Annotated in this window: 21 protein-coding genes; 20 read left to right on the forward strand and 1 reads right to left on the reverse strand. The window is 54.5% G+C overall.

The window, feature by feature from the left end:
• Position 1: 1 nt before the first annotated feature.
• From RBR25_RS11515 to RBR25_RS11590, 16 genes are all read left to right on the forward strand, one after another.
• Entirely contained in the window at positions 2 to 886 is an 885-nt protein-coding gene (locus RBR25_RS11515) for an XrtA-associated tyrosine autokinase (protein ID WP_432819697.1), read from the forward strand.
• Between the two features lie 42 nt (positions 887 to 928).
• Entirely contained in the window at positions 929 to 2,179 is a 1,251-nt protein-coding gene (locus RBR25_RS11520; RefSeq protein WP_432819698.1) for a TIGR03016 family PEP-CTERM system-associated outer membrane protein, read from the forward strand.
• A 99-nt stretch (positions 2,180 to 2,278) separates the two neighbouring features.
• Entirely contained in the window at positions 2,279 to 3,517 is a 1,239-nt protein-coding gene (locus RBR25_RS11525) for an XrtA/PEP-CTERM system-associated ATPase (protein WP_432819699.1), read from the forward strand.
• 88 nt (positions 3,518 to 3,605) lie between these two features.
• Positions 3,606 to 4,478, forward strand: coding sequence for an XrtA system polysaccharide deacetylase (locus tag RBR25_RS11530; RefSeq protein WP_432819700.1), 873 nt, complete (start codon positions 3,606 to 3,608; stop codon positions 4,476 to 4,478).
• Positions 4,479 to 4,531: 53 nt separating this feature from the next.
• On the forward strand, positions 4,532 to 4,927 hold the full coding sequence (locus tag RBR25_RS11535) for a VanZ family protein (RefSeq protein ID WP_432819701.1): 396 nt from the start codon (positions 4,532 to 4,534) through the stop codon (positions 4,925 to 4,927).
• A 125-nt stretch (positions 4,928 to 5,052) separates the two neighbouring features.
• On the forward strand, positions 5,053 to 6,090 hold the full coding sequence (locus RBR25_RS11540; RefSeq protein WP_432819702.1) for a FemAB family XrtA/PEP-CTERM system-associated protein: 1,038 nt from the start codon (positions 5,053 to 5,055) through the stop codon (positions 6,088 to 6,090).
• A complete protein-coding gene (locus RBR25_RS11545) occupies positions 6,087 to 7,301 on the forward strand; it encodes a TIGR03087 family PEP-CTERM/XrtA system glycosyltransferase (protein ID WP_432819703.1) in 1,215 nt (404 codons plus the stop codon). Before RBR25_RS11540 ends, RBR25_RS11545 begins: the two co-directional genes overlap by 4 nt.
• A 90-nt stretch (positions 7,302 to 7,391) precedes the next feature.
• Complete coding sequence (locus RBR25_RS11550) at positions 7,392 to 8,609, forward strand: TIGR04063 family PEP-CTERM/XrtA system glycosyltransferase (RefSeq protein ID WP_432819704.1); 1,218 nt, start codon at positions 7,392 to 7,394, stop codon at positions 8,607 to 8,609.
• A gap of 334 nt (positions 8,610 to 8,943) precedes the next feature.
• Complete coding sequence (locus RBR25_RS11555; RefSeq protein WP_432819705.1) at positions 8,944 to 9,375, forward strand: HI0074 family nucleotidyltransferase substrate-binding subunit; 432 nt, start codon at positions 8,944 to 8,946, stop codon at positions 9,373 to 9,375.
• Positions 9,372 to 9,689, forward strand: a complete 318-nt coding sequence (locus RBR25_RS11560) for a nucleotidyltransferase family protein (protein WP_432819706.1) — start codon at positions 9,372 to 9,374, stop codon at positions 9,687 to 9,689. Before RBR25_RS11555 ends, RBR25_RS11560 begins: the two co-directional genes overlap by 4 nt.
• A 241-nt stretch (positions 9,690 to 9,930) precedes the next feature.
• Positions 9,931 to 10,164 (forward strand): CopG family transcriptional regulator, encoded by a 234-nt coding sequence (locus tag RBR25_RS11565; RefSeq protein WP_432819707.1) that lies wholly within the window; start codon positions 9,931 to 9,933, stop codon positions 10,162 to 10,164.
• Positions 10,161 to 10,595, forward strand: coding sequence for a putative toxin-antitoxin system toxin component, PIN family (locus RBR25_RS11570; protein ID WP_432819708.1), 435 nt, complete (start codon positions 10,161 to 10,163; stop codon positions 10,593 to 10,595). The genes RBR25_RS11565 and RBR25_RS11570 overlap by 4 nt, the downstream gene beginning before the upstream one ends.
• Positions 10,596 to 10,671: 76 nt before the next feature.
• A complete protein-coding gene (locus RBR25_RS11575; RefSeq protein ID WP_432819709.1) occupies positions 10,672 to 10,917 on the forward strand; it encodes a hypothetical protein in 246 nt (81 codons plus the stop codon).
• Entirely contained in the window at positions 10,910 to 11,140 is a 231-nt protein-coding gene (locus tag RBR25_RS11580) for a hypothetical protein (protein WP_432819710.1), read from the forward strand. Before RBR25_RS11575 ends, RBR25_RS11580 begins: the two co-directional genes overlap by 8 nt.
• A 408-nt stretch (positions 11,141 to 11,548) precedes the next feature.
• Positions 11,549 to 11,770, forward strand: coding sequence for an addiction module protein (locus tag RBR25_RS11585; RefSeq protein ID WP_432819711.1), 222 nt, complete (start codon positions 11,549 to 11,551; stop codon positions 11,768 to 11,770).
• Between the two features lie 48 nt (positions 11,771 to 11,818).
• The gene (locus tag RBR25_RS11590) at positions 11,819 to 13,150 is read left to right on the forward strand and encodes an RNA-binding domain-containing protein (protein ID WP_432819712.1); all 1,332 of its coding nucleotides are present in this window, start codon (positions 11,819 to 11,821) and stop codon (positions 13,148 to 13,150) included.
• 37 nt (positions 13,151 to 13,187) lie between these two features.
• On the opposite strand, the gene RBR25_RS11595 is transcribed toward RBR25_RS11590, so the two are convergent.
• Complete coding sequence (locus tag RBR25_RS11595) at positions 13,188 to 13,421, reverse strand: hypothetical protein (protein WP_432819713.1); 234 nt, start codon at positions 13,419 to 13,421, stop codon at positions 13,188 to 13,190.
• A 106-nt stretch (positions 13,422 to 13,527) separates the two neighbouring features.
• Here RBR25_RS11595 and RBR25_RS11600 point away from each other — a divergent pair, with 106 nt between their 5' ends.
• The 4 genes from RBR25_RS11600 (at position 13,528) to RBR25_RS11615 (ending at position 17,430) form a co-directional block, all read left to right on the forward strand.
• The gene (locus RBR25_RS11600; RefSeq protein WP_432819714.1) at positions 13,528 to 13,713 is read left to right on the forward strand and encodes a hypothetical protein; all 186 of its coding nucleotides are present in this window, start codon (positions 13,528 to 13,530) and stop codon (positions 13,711 to 13,713) included.
• Positions 13,701 to 13,997: a type II toxin-antitoxin system RelE/ParE family toxin gene (locus RBR25_RS11605; protein WP_432819715.1), complete on the forward strand. Its 297-nt coding sequence runs from the start codon at positions 13,701 to 13,703 to the stop codon at positions 13,995 to 13,997. Before RBR25_RS11600 ends, RBR25_RS11605 begins: the two co-directional genes overlap by 13 nt.
• Before the next feature lie 118 nt (positions 13,998 to 14,115).
• The gene (locus RBR25_RS11610) at positions 14,116 to 15,663 is read left to right on the forward strand and encodes an oligosaccharide flippase family protein (RefSeq protein ID WP_432819716.1); all 1,548 of its coding nucleotides are present in this window, start codon (positions 14,116 to 14,118) and stop codon (positions 15,661 to 15,663) included.
• Positions 15,664 to 15,672: 9 nt separating this feature from the next.
• Entirely contained in the window at positions 15,673 to 17,430 is a 1,758-nt protein-coding gene (locus tag RBR25_RS11615) for a hypothetical protein (protein ID WP_432819717.1), read from the forward strand.
• Positions 17,431 to 17,435: the final 5 nt, after the last annotated feature.

Genomic DNA, 17,435 nt, shown 5'->3' on the forward strand with positions numbered 1-17,435 from the left:
CATGAGCCGTATTGAAAGGGCCATCGAAATGGCCGCGAAAAAACGTCAGGCCGTCACTCCCGTTGCGTCCGAACCTCTCGCTGAACCGGCACAAGCCGCGTCCAAGGTCGTGGAAGCTGCCGCTCCGGAACTTGCCGCGCGGGAAACGGACCATTATGAAGCCCGTCACGAGGTCTTTGCCAGTGTGCCGTCGCCGGTGATCCGCAACCCCTTCCTGGTGACCGCCAGCGGTGAAACCGGCCCGGCTTCCGAGCAGTACCGCAAGCTCAAGTCGGCTATCGTCAAGCTCGCCCAACTCGGTCGTTTCGACAAATCGCTGATGGTTACCAGCGCCATCGGCGGCGAGGGGAAGACTCTCACCTCCATTAACTTGGCCATCACCCTGGCCCAAGAGTTCGATCACACGGTTCTTCTGGTGGAAGCGGACATCCGCCGCCCGACCATCATGAAATACATGGAAATGGAGTCGCCGGTTGGTTTGACCGATTGCGTTCTCGACGGCATCGACGTCGGCGAGGCCCTGGTCAAGACCGGCATCGGCAAGCTTTCGATCCTCCCGGCTGGGCGCATTGTTCCCAACCCGGTGGAACTCTTCTCCTCGAACCGCATGCAGAATCTGCTGGTTGAAATCAAGAACCGTTATCCCGACCGCTATGTGATCATCGACACCACGCCGCTCTTGCCCTTCGCCGAGCCCCAGTTCATCGCCAACGTGGTCGGTGGCGTTCTCTTGGTGGTACGCGAGGGTTACACCTCGACGGACAAGGCGATCAAGGCCCTTGGCCTACTTAAGAACCATAATCTGCTCGGGGTGGTCTGCAACGGCGTCAGCCAGGTTCACAGCGGCGGCAAGTACGGCTATTACGGCTATTACGGTTACAAATAAGCCCTTGTCGGGCCCCCATCCGATAGATGTCGAAAAGGTGCGATGATGATGAAATTCCAAAAATCGGCCGTGGCCCTGCTGCTTGCCCTTATCTTTGCTCCCGGTGCGAGTTGGGCCGAGTTCCGGGCGACCCCGGCCTTCTCCCTGCGTCAGGAGTATAATGACAACATTTATCTGGAGAAGGACAAGGAAGGGGATTTCGTCACCTTCGTCCGGCCCTCGGTATCGGCCCTCTGGAATACCCGGGTCGCGGATCTGACCCTCGACCTCGGTGTCGGTTACGAGAAATACTGGGAAAACAGCGATGATGACGAGTTGCGGCCAACCGCCCGGTTGGACTCGACATTCAGTCTCTACCGGGAGAACCTGTTTCTGCGCGTGACCGACATCTACGATCGGGTGACCATCGACGAAGGGGGGAAAGGGGCCGTCGACAACAATCTGATCAACATGACCGACAGCAATCGACTGGAGGTCAATCCCTATCTGGTGCTTCAGCCCCTGCGCACCCTGCAGGCGCGCTTTGATTATCTCTACGAAAATGTCTGGTATCGGGAAGACGAAGGGGATGACGCCGAAACTCACCGTTATGCGGTCACCCTGACCCAGCAGTTCACTCCCCGAATCAGCGTCGATCTCTCCGGGGCCTTTAGCCAGTTCCGGCCCAAGGATGCTGGCCGCTCGCTGCTCGATGACACCGGCGAGGAGGAGTACGATCGCACCAATGCCGGATTGGGACTGTTCTGGCAGGTGAACGACCAGTTCTCCCTGCGCGGCGATGTCGGCCGCGCCTGGCTCGACTATGAATACAGCGACGATTACGACTCCACCCTTTTCGGCGGTCAGGCCGACTACCAGATCTCCAGCGTCTTGTCCGTCGGCGCCGCCTACGAGGAAGACATTTCCGCCAGCGTTGAGGACGGAGCCCGCGAGCGACAAGAGGTTTCCGCCTATCTGGCTTATGCAAACCGCTCCAAGGTGCGCCTCACCGTCTTTCAGTCCCGGGAGGACTATCTGGAAATCGATCGGCAGGATGACGGGATGGGTGCGACCCTGGACGGCGACGTGCCGATCACCAACAAGAAGGGAATCGCCTGGTTGCTCAGCTACACCGACTACGAAGAGGGAGATCTGGAAGAATATCAGCGCTACGGCGGTCGTCTTGAATTCTACCACCAGCTGCGTTTAGGCCGGCTGTCTCTCGGCTACACCTACAACCGCAACGACTCGGACATGCCCTCGGAAGATTACGACAACAACATCGTCTTCGCGCAGGTGGCTTTAAGGTGGTAAGGCTGAAGACCGAAGGCTGAAGTAGTCAGCTTTTTCATCCTTCAGCCTTCAACCTTCAGCCTTCAGCCTTCAGCCTTCAGCCTTCAGCCTGGATCCTTCATGTACGAATCCTACTTCGGCCTGACTGCCAAGCCCTTTGAGCTGGTGCCCAACCCGCGCTTTTTGTTTAACAGCCGCTCGCACAAGAAGGCCATCAGCTATCTCAGGTACGGCCTGCAGGAGCGGGCCGGATTCATCCTCCTCACCGGCGAGGTGGGTTCCGGCAAGACGACCATTGTTCGCGACCTGATCAATAATCTTGACGCAGACATGGTTCTTTCCATGGTCTACAACACCCGCGCCACCGCCCGGCAGATGCTGGCCATGATCAACGAGGATTTTGGTCTGGAGGTCGGCGGCAAGGACAAGGACAAGGTCGCCCTGCTGCGCGATCTCAACGACCATCTCGTGGCCCTGCACGCCCAGCGGAAACGGCCGGTGATCATTATCGACGAGGCGCAAAACCTCTCCCCGGCGGTGCTCGAAGAGATTCGTCTGCTTTCCAACCTCGAAGCAGAGAATTGCAAGCTGGTGCAGATCATCTTGGTCGGGCAGCCCGAGTTGCAGAAGGTCATCACCCGTCCGGAACTGCGCCAGCTGCGCCAGCGCATCAGCGTCCACTGTCATCTCGAACCCCTGAGCCGCGAGGAGACCGAGGCTTACGTCTACCATCGCCTGGCCATGGCCGGCAACCGCAACGCCCTGCGCTGGCAGGAGGGCACCTTCGATACCCTCTACGGCTACAGCGCCGGCATCCCCCGGCTGATCAACGTCTTCTGCGACTTCGTCCTCCTCGCCGCCTTTGTCGAGGAAACCCGCGACATCTCTTTGGAGATGCTCGAAGAGGTGATCGGCGATGTCTCCTGGGATCGCCAAGTGGAAGCGACACGCCTGCATCAGACGTTGGCGGGAGGAGCCGGGGATGCGGGGGAAGGCATGGCTGATCGCCTCTACCGGTTCGAGCAGCGCTTGGCCTGTCTTGACGCGATGCATGAGGAAGAAGGCTGGATTGCCCGCCGGCTCGCCGTTCACGAAGAACTGTTGGAGCGCCTTGCCGATGGTCGGCATGAAGATGCCGAACGGCACGATGCCGGACTGGAGAGGATTCTGCGGCAACTCGACGAACTCCAGGCTACCGTTGGACGGCTGGCGTTGTCCGCCCAGACGGTGGCCGTGCCGCCACCGGCGCCCCCGGAAGTCCCCCCTGCGGAGCCGCTTCCGGCCGAAGTTGCGCCAGCCCCCAAGCCGCCCCAGGTTCCCGGCCCTCTCCCGAAACGGCGTTGGTTCGGGAGAAGGTAGGGGAGAGGGCTCGCCTCGCCCAGGGCGCGAAAAAGATGCCGAAATCAGATCAAGGCGATCCAACGGATCGCCCCTACGAAGGTTCGCCATGCCCGTTAACTTCCTCAGCATTGACGTCGAGGACTACTTCCAAGTCTCCGCCTTCGAAAAGGTGTCGCCGCCGGAATCCTGGGACGGATGCGATCTGCGCGTCGTCGCCAATACCGAGCGGATTCTCGCTCTGCTTGACGGGGCTGGGGTCAAGGCCACCTTCTTCGTCCTCGGCTGGGTGGCTGAACGCTGCCCGGAACTGGTCCGGCGCATCGCCGGTGCCGGGCACGAGATCGCCTGCCACGGTCATGGCCATCGCCGGGTCGGTACCCTCAGCCGCGCCGAGTTCCGTGACGATATCCGTCGCGCCAAAGGGTGTCTCGAAGATCTGAGCGGGCAGCCGGTCCTCGGCTATCGGGCGCCGAGTTACTCCATCTCCCGGCAAACCCCTTGGGCTTTTGACGAACTGCTGGAAGCGGGCTACCGCTACGACTCCAGCATCTTCCCCATGCGCCACGACTTCTACGGCTTGGCCGATTGGCCGCGTTTTGCCGGCTACGCCGTTAAAGACGGTGATGGTCAGTGGCGCCCCGGCGAAGCGGCGGCGGGGGAAGCCGCCATTCTGGAGTTGCCGATCAGCACTCTGCACCTGGCCGGAAAGAATCTCCCCATCGCCGGCGGTGGTTATTTCCGTCTGCTCCCTTATGCCGTCACCCGGTGGGGGCTCAAGCGCATCAATGAAAGCGAAGGGAAATCCTTTGTCTTCTATCTGCACCCTTGGGAATTCGATCCCGCCCAGCCGCGTATTCAAGGAGCGGGCTGGAAGAGCAACTTCCGCCATTATCTCAACCTGAACAAGACCGAGGGGCGATTCAGACGATTGCTCGGGGATTTCCGGTTCGGGACGATTCGCGCGGGTCTGAATCTTTAAAGTCAAAATCGTCTGGTCCACGGAAGACATAAAAAGGTCTTTGCCCTGGTTTGATGAGCCATATCGACAAGCTAAAAGCTTATTCTCTGCCCCTGGCGTTGATGGCGATGATTTTCGTGCTCTCCTCCATCCCAGGGGAAATACGCAACCCCCGACTTCGCTTTCTGACCGAACTCGATCCCCAGTGGCAGAATCTGCTGCATGTTCCCCTTTTCGGGCTGCTGCAATTCCTCTGGCTGCGGGCGCTGGTCCGCTCCGGTGTGCCCCGGGGCAAGGCTATCCTGTTAGGAGGTGTGATCAGCCTGGGGTACGGCGTTTTCGACGAGTGGCACCAGATGTTCGTTCCCGGCCGATATGCCTCGCTCACCGATATGAGTCTGAACCTTTTCGGGGTGGTTCTCGCTACGGTGATTTTCGGGTTGTGGCCGGGGCGGAAGCAAAGCACTTAAACCCATCATGTCCACGGAAGACATGGAGAATGAACAAAACCTGAAACTTTGCACTTTTGACTTTTCCGTGTCTTCCGTGCTTTCCGTGGACCTATAGATTTCAAGGATTTACGAAGTCAGTGCCAATGCACATCCGACTCGCCACCGCCGCCGACAAGCAAGCTTGGGACGGCTACGTTCTCGCCCATCCCGAGGGGACGGCCTATCAGCTCTGGGCCTGGCGGGAGGCGGTGGCCAGCGCCTACGGGTTTGCCGCAGTCTATCTGCTGGCCGAAGAAGGTGGGCAGGTGCGGGGGGTGTTGCCGCTCGTCGATTTTCGGGTGCCGCTGCGGGGCGCTGCCCTGATTTCCCTGCCCTATTGTGATGCCGGCGGCATTCTTGCCGATGATGGGACTGTGGCCGGCGCTCTTCTGGCCCAAGCCCGGGTTCTGGGCCGGGAACGTGGCGTATCCTGCCGAATCCGCTCCATTGCTTCCTTGGCCGACGCCGGAATCAACCTGACTGACAAGGTGCGTATGGTGCTGGATTTGCCCACCGGTTCCGATGCTTTGCTGGCGTCCTTGAAGGCGAAGCTGCGCAGTCAGGTGAACAAACCGCAACGGGACGGCTTGACGGCCCGGCTCGGCGGGGATGAGCTGGTGGCGGATTTCTACCGGATTTTTGCCGAAAACATGCGTGATCTCGGTTCACCTGTGCACAGCCGGAGCTGGATCAAGGCGATTGTGGCCCATTACGGAGAGCGGGCGCGTCTCGCGGTGGTGGCGACCCCGGCGGGAGAACCGGCGGCGGCGGGGGTCATCCTGCTTCATCCGACGACGGTCTCCATTCCCTGGGCATCGTCGTTGCGCCGCTTCAACCGCCTCAATCCCAACATGCTGCTCTACTGGACCTTCCTGGCCCATGCCGCCGAGAACGGCTACAAACGCTTCGATTTCGGTCGTTCGACTCCTGGCGAAGGAACCTACCGCTTCAAGGAACAGTGGGGAGCAAGGCCCCAGCCTCTTTACTGGTACGAACCGGACCGGCGCGAGCCCGCTTCGGTACCGGCGATTGCCGCCGGTCCTTCCCGCAAACGCGAGTTGGCCGCCGCTCTCTGGCGCCGATTGCCCCCGGCCGGGGCCAACGCGCTCGGTCCCCGGATCAGAAAGTACATTTCCCTATGACGCCAAAGCCGGATCTGCTCTTTATCGCCCATCGCATCCCCTATCCGCCTGATAAGGGGGATAAGATCCGCTCCTACCATATGCTGCGGCATCTGGCGGAACGTTACCGGGTCACGGTCGCCTGCATGATCGACGATCCCGCCGACGAACGTCACGTCCCCGCCCTCAACGAGATGGTCCATCAGGTTTTCTACCAAGTGCGGCCGCCGCTGGCGATGAAGGTTCGGGCGCTCGAAGCCCTGCTGACCGGGCGCCCTTGCACCTTGCCCTGTTTTTATTCGCGTCCCCTGCAACGGGATATCGACGCTTTCCTCGACGGTCATCCGGTGCAAGCGGTGCTTTGCTTTTGTTCGTCCGCCGCCGATTACGTTTTTCGCTCCCGCCATTGGCCGGCGCTGCGGCAGGCCGTGCTGCTTGCCGATCTGGTCGATGTCGATTCGGAGAAATGGCGGGAATATGCCGCCACCCGGCGCGGACTCATGGCCTGGCTCTACCGGCGCGAGGCGCGCTTGCTCCTTCCCTTTGAACAGCGCATCGTTGCGGAATTCGACCGGACTTTTCTGACCAGCGAGGAAGAAAAAGCGGTGCTCGCCCGCTACGGCTCGATGGTCAAGGTCGAAGCCCTCGCCAACGGCGTCGATCTCGACTACTTCTCTCCGGAAAAGGTTGCCTCGTCGGCGCCGCTTCCCGCAGCGCGACTGATCTTTTCCGGGGCCATGGATTACTGGCCCAACGTCGAAGGCGCGGTGTGGTTTGCCCGTGAGGTTTTTCCCACGGTGAAGAAGATTTTTCCCGACGCCGTCTTTTGCATTGCCGGGCGCAATCCGACCGAGGTCGTGCTCGAACTGAAGAAGCTTCCCGGTGTGGAAGTCACCGGCACCGTCCCCGATATGCGCGTCCATCTGGCCGACGCCACCCTCTGCGTGGTGCCGCTGATGATCGCTCGGGGCATCCAGAACAAGGTGCTCGAAGGGATGGCCATGGCCAAGCCGGTGGTGGCCACCAGCGGCGCAGCGACCGGGATCAAGGCCCATGTCGGTGAGGATCTCATTGTCGCCGACGGCGCGGCGGCCATGGCCGAGGCGGTTATAAAACTGCTGGGCGATCCCGAACGGCAACGGATTCTCGGCCGCAACGCCCGCGCCTATGTCGAACGGGCCCACTCCTGGGCCGCCCATCTGCAACGGTTGGACGAAATTATCGAATCCTGATTTAGCCACAGACGCACACGGACAAATGCCGGACAAAACCTGATTCTGTCTATGCGGGTCCGTGGCAAAAATGTTTTCAAAAGGATTTTTATGAAAATTCTCCACGTTCTCGATCACAGCCTGCCGCTGCACAGCGGCTATACCTTCCGCAGCCAGAGCCTGTTCCGCGCCCAGCGGGCTATGGGCTATGAGCCGGTCATCGTCACCTCGCCCAAGCACGAGGCCGATCTCAAGGGTCAAGCGCCCCGGCGGGAGGAGATCAACGGTTTCACCTACTACCGCAGCGGCGCCGTGCCCAGCTTTTCCGTCCCTTTCGTCGGCGAGTTGTGGCTGATGCATGTGCTCTCCCGGCGGATTCTCGAAGTCGCCAAGACTGAGCAGCCCGCCATCATCCATGCCCATTCGCCGGTCTTGAACGCTATCCCCGCCCTCTGGGTCGGGCGCAAGCTGGGGTTGCCGGTCGTCTACGAAATCCGCGCCTTCTGGGAGGACGCCGCCGTCGATCACGGCACCTACGCGGAAGGCTCGTGGAAGTACAAACTGACCCAACTTATCGAAACCATGGTCTGCACCCGCGCCGACCAGGTGGCGATTCTCTGCGACGGCTTGAAGCAGGATCTGGTGCGGCGCAACATCCCCGCTCAAAAGATCACCCCGGTTTTCAACGGCGTCGACGTCGAGGATTTTCAGCCGGCGCCCCCCGATGCCGAGTATCTGCGCCAGTGGAACCTGGCCGGGAAGAAGGTCATCGGCTTTATTGGCTCTTTCTACCGCTACGAAGGGCTTGATCTGCTGGTCAAGGCCTTCGCCCGCATCGCCAAGGAAGATAAGGATGCCGTGCTGCTGCTCGTCGGCGGCGGCGAGATGGAAGGGGAATTGGCGCAGCTCGTCGCCGGGTTGGAGCTCGGCAAGCGCGTCATCCTGCCCGGCCGCATCCCCCACGAACGCGTGCCCGGGGTCTACGCCATGATCGATGTCCTCGCCTACCCCCGTTACCCCATGCGCCTCACCGAGTTGGTCACGCCCCTGAAACCGCTTGAATCCATGGCCATGGGCAAGGCCCTGGTCGCCTCCGACGTTGGCGGCCACAAGGAACTGATCCGCCATGGCGAAACCGGGCTGCTCTTCAAGGCCGGCGACGAAGGGGCCCTGGTCGGTGAACTCAAGCGCCTGCTCAAGGACGGCGAACTGCGCGAGGCGATGCAACGGCAGGGACGGGAGTGGGTCAGCCGTCACCACACCTGGGAAAAGACCACCGCCGTCTACCGCGACATCTACACCCGCGCCCGCGTCGCCCGGGGGTTATAGGTTTTCCGTGGACAGCAATTGGCCACAGACTCACACAGAAAAAAGCGGATAAATGCAAAACCAAGGCTTGGTTTTTGACAGGATAACTGCGGATAAAAGCAGGATAAATCTTTGGTCTTATGATTTTAACATCAGCCTTTATCCGCTCTTATCCCGGCAAAAAAGGTCATAAAGACTTGTTTGCCCACGGAAAATGCGGAAAAAACGGATGGAAATCCGATAAAGCAAGATTTTATGGATTTTGATTTTATCCGTATTTTCCGCCTCTTCCGTGTACTAAAAAAAGACTTTAGAGGCTTTTGGGCCACGAGATACGAAGAAGAGGTTTGATCCCATGTTCCTCGATTTTACGCCCTTGCAGAGTGCTCTTTCCCAGCTTGAAACGAGCCTGCGTTATGCCAACAGTCCCATGGCCCGGGAAGATTCGGGCTTGTTCGAACAGTTGCGCAATTCGGTCATTCAGTGCTTCGAATTCAGTTACGAATTGAGTCACAAAATGCTTCGGCGTTTTCTGAAAGAGAGCGCGGCAAGCCCCGATACCGTGGAATCAATGACCTTCGCCGAACTGATCCGCACCGGCAGCGAACAGGGCCTGCTCCGCTCCGACTGGGTCCGCTGGAAGGCCTACCGGCAGGCCCGCACCGACAGCAGCCATACCTACGATCAGGATAAGGCCAAGGCCGTTTACGCCATCGCCCCCGAATTTCTGGACGAAGGGCGGTATCTTCTCGAACAACTGCTGGCTCGGACGAACCAGGCGCGATGAAAACTGCCGCCGGGGAAGTGCAGCTGAGCGAAGCCGAACTGGTCGAGGTGTACCGGGTTCTGCGACGGTATGCGCCAAAGGCCAAGGTCTGGGCCTTCGGTTCGCGGGTGCGCGGCGGGAGCCGACCCTACTCCGATCTCGATCTGGCCATTGAGGGCAGGCAACCACTTTCTTTCGAAGAGATGGCCGATCTGACGGCGGCTTTCGATGAAGCGGATCTGGCTTTCAAGGTCGACCTGGTGGATTGGGCGACAGTCGGTCCCTCTTTTAGGCGAATCATCGAAGAACAGCGGGTGCTGTTGCTGGGGGAATGATATCTGTCCACGGAAGACATAAAAAAAGGATTAGGCTGTATTTTGGACAGGATAAAGGCGGATAACTGCGAATAAAAGCAGGATAAATCTTTTTGGATTTGGATTTTATTGTCCGACTTTATCCGTATTTTCCGCCTCTTCCGTGGGCTGAAAAGATTTTCGGGTTTTCTTTTGGGCGACATTGATGGTTTGGTGTTTTGGTGATATTGTGTAATGACATCATTTTATGCGGAGGCTGCACATGGGACGATTGACGATCACCTTGGATGATTCCCTCCATCAGGCACTGAAGGAAGCTTCGGCGCGGCAAGGGCGCCCGATCGGAAAGATTATCGAAGAAGGCTTGCTGTTACGGGGGATCAAGCCAACGGAAGGGGCCCGTGAGCTGGTCGCCAAGGCCCGACGCCAGGCCCGGTTGAGCGAGGAAGAGGCCATTGAGGCGGCCGTGGCCGAAACCCGTGCAGCCCGCTCATGAAAACCCCGCGCCTCGTTGTCGTCGACACCAATGTCCTGGTCGCCGGGCTGATATCGGGGGAACCGAATAGTTCCACCGTACAAATCGTCGATGCGATGCTCGACGGGCGGCTGATTTATCTGTTTTCGCCCCACTTGCTGCAAGAGTATCGGCAGGTGCTGCTCCGTCCCAAGTTGCTGCGCCTGCACGGGCTGGACGAAGAGCAGATCGATCAACTGCTGACGGAAATCACCGCCAACGCCCTCTGGCGTGAGCGTTTGCCGGAGGCGACCGAACACGCCCCCGATCCCGGCGATGAACACCTCTGGCAGCTGCTCGCTTTGGAACCCGCCGCCGTATTGATTACCGGGGATCGATTATTACTGGAACAACCCCCGACCTCCGGCAGCGTTCTTTCCCCCGCGGAAGGTGTCGGCCTTTTGCTGCGATAAGGGCAAAGAGCACTGTCCACGGAAAACACAGAAGGCACGGAATTAAAGAAAGAGACGTGCCTGAAGGGGTCCGCTTATGTTTTTTGAAATCATTGGCGCTCTTCGCAATGTCGAAACCTTCGCGATAGGCTCCAAGATTCGCGAGCTTCCCCGTTTACGGAAGATTTATGGGCCGGGGCGTTGGCGAAAACGCAAGGGAATTGCGGAAGTAAAATTACCGGATGGGATAATTAAAACGGCGGAACTCCACTGGTACGAAGCAAGCGGCATTGGCCCGGTCGAATTCAAAATAAAACGATACCTGGAGAACGGTCATGATTAATACAAAAATGAAGGAACATCATTTCGCGGTCTGTATCAAGAATGACGACTATCAGGTTTCCCTTGAGAAGATGAAAATTTATCAAATTCTTTCAGATCCGGAGGCCCGCAAGCACCGTCAAGTCAGGGTTGTCGATGAGTCGGGGGAAGACTATTTGTACCCCGAAGATTTTTTCGTGCCGATCGATTTGCCTGATGCCGTGCAACGTGCTGCCGTGGGGTAGCTCTCTTTTATCCACGGAAGAAGTCGCGAAAGATTAAAGGCGGGGTTTGGACAGGATAAAAGCGGATAACTGCTTATAAAAGCAGGATAAATCTCTTTTGAGGTTTGGATTTTAACATCAGATTTTATCCGCCCTTATCCGTATTTTCTGCCCCTTCCGTGTACTAAAAAAGACTTTAGCTTTTGTCTGGTGTTGTCCGTGTGCGTCCGTGGCTGAAAAACAATTGGCCACAGAACCACACAGAAAAAGGCGGACAAATGCAGATTCAAAGGCTTTCTTTTGGACAGGATAAAGGCGGATAACTGCTTATAAAAGCAGGATAAGTCTTTTGATGTTTGGATTTAACATTAGACTTTATCCGCTCTTATCCCGTCAAACAGTTTACCGTTTTTCGAAAGGAGACAGCCGGTGCCGACAATCGATGAAATCATTCAGGAAATCGAAAAATTGTCCGGTGTCGAAAGGGTCAAGGTCGTTGACCGCGTTCTACGCGACACCATAAAGCCCGATGCCGAAATCGAGGCGGTTTGGGTGCGCGAGGCCTCTGCGCGCTGGGATGCCTTTGTCCAGGGCCGAGTCGAGTCCGTATCTTACGCCGAGGTTATGAACAAATATCGGGCAAATGTTTGATCAGCTTGTTTACGGAAGGCGCGGAAACAGAAAAAGAGAACGCTTGGCATGAGTGAATCGAACCGGATCGAATACAAACGCGAACTGACCGACACCCTCGAACGGGAGGCCGTGGCCTTTCTCAATTATCGGGATGGCGGCGTGATTTATGTCGGTGTTGACGATCACGGCCAGGCTCTCGGGTTGGCTCATGCGGATCGGCTGCAACTGGAAATCAAGGATCGGCTGAAAAACAACATCCAGCCCTCCACACTCGGGCTCTTCGATGTGCTGCTGAAGCGGCGGCAAGGCCTGGAGATCATCAAGGTCACCCTCGCCAGCGGCCCGGAAAAGCCCTATTACCTGAAAAAGCGGGGGATGACCGAGAAAGGGTGCTTCCTGCGGGTCGGCAGCGCCGTCGAGCCCATGCCTATCGCCATGATCGAAAGCCTCTTTGCCCGGCGCACCCGCAATTCCATCGGCAAGATTCGCGCACCCCGGCAGGATCTGACCTTTGAACAGCTCAAGATTTATTACAACGAGGCGGGATATGACCTCAACGAGCAGTTCACCGCCAATCTCGAACTGCTGACGGAGTCCGGCGAATTCAACTACGCCGCCTATCTGCTCGCCGACCGCAACGGCCTTTCCGTCAAGGTCGCCAAATATCGCGGGACCGACCGGGTCGATTTGATAGAAAACAATGAATACGGTTTCTGCTCCCTAGTGAAGGCCACCAAGCAGGTGCTTGACCGATTGGCGGTGGAGAATCGGACCCTCACCCGCATCACCCCTCGCGAGCGCATCGACCAACCCCTCATCAACCCCATCGCCCTGCGCGAGGCGGTGGTCAACGCCATTGTCCACAACGACTATTCCAATGAGGTGCCGCCCAAATTCGAGCTATTCGCCAACCGGCTCGAAATTACCTCGGCGGGCGGCTTGCCTCAAGGGCTCAATCAGGCCGAGTTTTTTCAGGGCTTTTCGGTGCCGCGTAACAAGGAAATCATGCGCGTGTTTAAAGACTTGGAGTTGGTCGAATACCTCGGCTCGGGGCTACCTCGCATTCTCAAGGCCTATCCGCCTGAGGTGTTCAGCTTTTCGGAAAACTTTCTGCGGATGCTCTTCCCTTATGGGGGAACGGAACAGACCTCCTCCCGGGAGACCCCTGAGTTGGGTGAAAAGTTGGGTGAAAAGTTGGGTGAAAAGTTGGGTGAAACCAGATATGCCATTCTTTCAAGGATTCAACAAAGCCCGGAAATCACCATAGTAAAGCTTGCACAGGAACTTGGCTTGAGTACGACAGCCGTTGAAAAGCAGATAGGTCTTTTGAAAGAACAGGGCTACCTCAAGCGTATTGGCCCGGCCAAGGGTGGGCATTGGGAGGTTTTCGTCGGATAGGTGCGGATAGAACCTGATACGTCTTTTTGTTTTTGGTTTAATATCCGATTTTATCCGTATTTTCCGTTCCTTTCGTGGGCTGAAGAAGAGTTTGTTTTTTAGCTTTTGTCCGGTGTTGTCCGTGTGCGTCCGTGGCTGAAAAACAATTGGCCACAGAACCACACAGAAAAAGGCGGACAAATGCAGCATCAGAGCCTTTCTTTGGACAGGATAAAGTCGGATAACTGCGGATAAAAGCAGGATAAATCTTTTGAGGTTTGGATTTTAACATCCGATTTTATCCGCCCTTATCCCGTCAAAAGATTTTCTAGGTTTGTCCGTGCTTTCCGTGGACCCAGAGAAGGTTTTCAGACTTTTTTAGAGGTGGAGGTCATTTTATGCCTACGGTAAAAGAGCGCATGAAAGAAGTCATCCAGTCGCAGCCCGATGATGCCTCTTATGAGGAAATTTTTCGGGAATTGGCTTTTGAGCGTATGGTCGATCGGGGTTTGGCGGATTTTCGTGAAGGGCGGGTTTTGTCCAGCGATGATTTGGAGCGGCGGAGTCGTACATGGCAAAAGTAGTCTGGACGGCCGAAGCCGAACGTTGGCTGCGGGATATCCACGATTATATCGCCGAAGACAACCCGCCGGCAGCCCGCAAGGTGATTGCCGATATTGTCCAGAAGGCAAAAAATCTAGCCGATTTTCCGGAGGTCGGTCATTGCTATCGGATGGAACCCGAGGGTGAAATCAGAATCCTCCTTTATGGCCATTACCGCATTGCGTATCTATGGGCGGCCGGGCGGGATTTTGTGATCTTGGGTGTTTTTCATGGTGCTCTGGATATCGAACGCTATCTTCCATGAGTCGATGGTTGGTTTTTGTCCGTGCCTTCCGTGGACCAAGAGAAAAGATTTTCAAGATTTAGCTTTTGTCCGCTGTTGTCTGTGTGTGTCCGTGGCTGAATGAGGTTTTTGACGATTTATGAGCAGTGCCCGTAAGCATCTTCGTAATCTGGCGTTTAACTGGGGGGGACATGCCAGCACTTTGCTGGTGATGTTTTTTCTCTCGCCTTACATCGTCGGCAAGCTTGACGCCGTCTCTTACGGCATCTGGAGTCTACTCAGTGTTCTTACCGGCTACATGGGCATCTTCGATCTGGGGGTGCGGGCCAGTGTCGGGCGGCATGTGGCGTTGTATCTGGGGAAGGATGATCCTGTCGGGGTGGACGAGACCATTCGCGCCGGATTCGGGTTTTTTAGTCTGGTTGGTGGGTTGATTCTATTGGTAGGAATCGCACTTGGATGGTTTTTCCCGGTGCTGTTTAAAGACGTTGGCCCTGAACATTACGGTACAGTCCGCGTTCTTTTGCCGTTGATGGTGGTAAATGTCTGGTTGTCCGCCATTGCTGCCATTAATTCAAGTGTCCTTGCGGCCCATGATCGATTCGATATTGCTCGTGGGGTCGATATGGCAGTGCTGCTGGTTCGCACGATAGCGACGATCTATGTTCTGGAAATGGGGTGGGGGCTGTGGGGGTTGGTTGTCGCTATTCTCGCGGGAAATATCTGCGCGGTTATCGGCAACCGGATTTGTGCTGGCAGGGTTCATAAAGGGTTGAAGAGCTTCCCTTTTTTGTACACGAAGGAAAGACTTCAAGAGTTATTTGGCTATGGTATCCCCGCTGCAATTTCAAATTCATCGGTAAAAATTATAGGTCAAAGCGATCTGGTTATAGTTGGTTTAGCTATAGGCGTATCATCTGTGCGTGAGTATAGTGTTGGTGGAATGTTAATTTTGTATACATACACTTTCCTTAAAATAATAAATAATACGTTTTTCCCATCTATACAGAAGAGTATTGCGAGGGGGTTCGAGGGGGAAGCTAAACATCTTTTTTATCGTCAAATAAGAGTTTCATTAAGTGCTGGACTTCTTGTATACCTTGGCTATGCTTTTTATTCCGAGCCATTTATCAATTTATGGATGTTACAAGATAATTTTGATGTTAGCTCAGTTCGATCCTCTGCTATGGTTATGACAATTCTTGCCATCGCAAATATCCCCGTATTGTTTACAAATCCATGTAAAGGTTACCTTGCTGCACTTGGCTATGTTAGGTTTAACGCTGCGATTACCTTCACTGAAGCTTTAGTGAACTTGTTTTTCTCAATATTTTTCGTTGTAGCTCTCGACTTGGGTTTGGCCGGTGTGGCCTTGGGAACGCTTGCTGGCCGGCTTCTTGTTCCAACGATATTGGTTCCGTGTCATCTTGCCAAAAACGGCAATATCCCTTTAAGCAGATATATTTCATCTTCAGTTATTCCTGGTATCGTTGCCGGAATTCTGTTTTCGTTGATTTGTTCATTTTCTATAAAAATTTGGTATCCAGAGACATGGCTTTTGTTTTTCACTCATCTGTTCATTCTTTTGTTGTTGTGGGCGCCTTTGTTTTATTTCATTTTGCTACCAGATGATTACAGAAAAAAAATCAGTAAAAAATTTAAACGAGTAGAGTCTGCTAAATTTTAAGAGAGCCCTATGTCGAATTTTAAAAATAAAGCGATTGTTCTTGGCATCAGCGGCAACGGTTTGGGAATCGTCCGTTCGCTTGGCCGTCGTGGTGTCGAGGTGGTTGTTGTTGCAGACACGGAAACCTCGGCGAACTTATTCAGTCGCTATATTTCAACAAAAAAGTTTTTCTGTGGGAGTGAAAGCGCTCTTGTCGATGAACTGTTGAGTTGGGGTCGGGGTTTTGACGAAAAGCCGGTTTTGTTTCCGGTGCGTGATGCAACTGTTCTTGCCTTAGCCGACAGGCTTGAAGAGGTGAAGAGATATTATCACCTTGTCGTGCCTGCCGCTGAAACCGTTAAAAAAGCCTTGTGTAAAACTACATTTTTCCAAATGGCCGAAGAGTTCGGTTTGGCTGTCCCTAGATCTTTTTCGATCAAAAATTTCGACGAAATGACGCGCTTGCCCGACGATGTGAAATACCCCGTTATCGTCAAGCCTGAGTACAGAAATGATAGCTACATCGCCAATGTCTCGGGTAAGGCGTTTGTCGCGCAGGGCAGGGATGAGATGCTTGAGTGCTATGGAAAATTTTCCGAATACCAGGCTGAGGCCATCGTTCAAGAGTACATTCCCGGAAGCGATTCAGACCTGTATTTCTGTTTTCAATATTATAAAAAAGACACTACCTTGGCTGCCTCATTGTGTGGCCGAAAGATCAGGCAATATCCCCCCTCTTGCGGAAGCACTTCTTCTTGTGAAGTTGTAAACAGCCCCGAGGTCGAGGAGATTACGACTCGGTTCTTTAAGAAAATCGATTATGTCGGGCCTTGTTCGATGGAGATGAAACGTGACCCTCGCGATGGGCAGTTCTATCTCATTGAGCCGACTGTGGGCCGACTTGATTGGAACAATGCTTTTGCCGAGGGGAATGCTTTGCCGATTGCGTTCATGAATTATCTTGACGCTATGGATTTGCCTTTTCCTGCATTCGAACAAAAAAAGATTTCAAGACGATGGATTAGATGGTCCGCTGATTCTGAGTCAGCAAAAATACACATAAACAATGGAGAATTGACTTGGTCAGATTGGTTGTGGTCAATCAGGCCGCCAGTAACTGGGGCGATATTTTCATTCGATGATCCTATGCCTGTAATTGTGAGTTATGCGAGAAGGATAAAAAGGAAATATTCTTTAATTACAAGCAGAATCAAAAAGAAAACTAAAAGAATAATTAGAAAAATATTTATTTACGAAAAATACATAATCTTCAAAAAAGATATTGATATAAATAACCTCCCCTCAGTTGAGGATAGATTCCTTTTTAAAGAGGCCAAAGCTGAAGACATTTCTGGTTTTATTGAAAATTTCAAGTCTCACTATAATGAAGACGATCATGCGCATCTCTTGAATCGTGTTGACTCCGGTGATTTTCTGATCCTTGGCTATCTCAAAGAGTCGCCCAATAATCCCTGTTCTTTTTTTTGGCTCACAGAAAAAGATATATTTTTTTTAAAAAAACAACAGATTTTGTATCAGAGCGATGAGATTTGTAGTTGCCGGGCATTTGTTTTAGAGCAATTTAGGAATATTGGTTTTAGCAGTAATTTTAGAAAGTATGCCGAATTATTTGCTTTAGAAAAAGGATATAAGTCTATTCTATCTTTTGTAAGAAAAAACAATATCAATCAAATAAAGGTTTTGAAAAAGGTAGGGTGTTCTGAGTGCGGTAATTTATCGAGGACTGTTATTTTCGGAAAAGAGTTTATTCGTATTAATTCTTTATGATAGAG

Origin of the sequence: Trichloromonas sp. (assembly GCF_034006665.1) — a bacterium.
Classification (GTDB): domain Bacteria; phylum Desulfobacterota; class Desulfuromonadia; order Desulfuromonadales; family Trichloromonadaceae; genus Trichloromonas.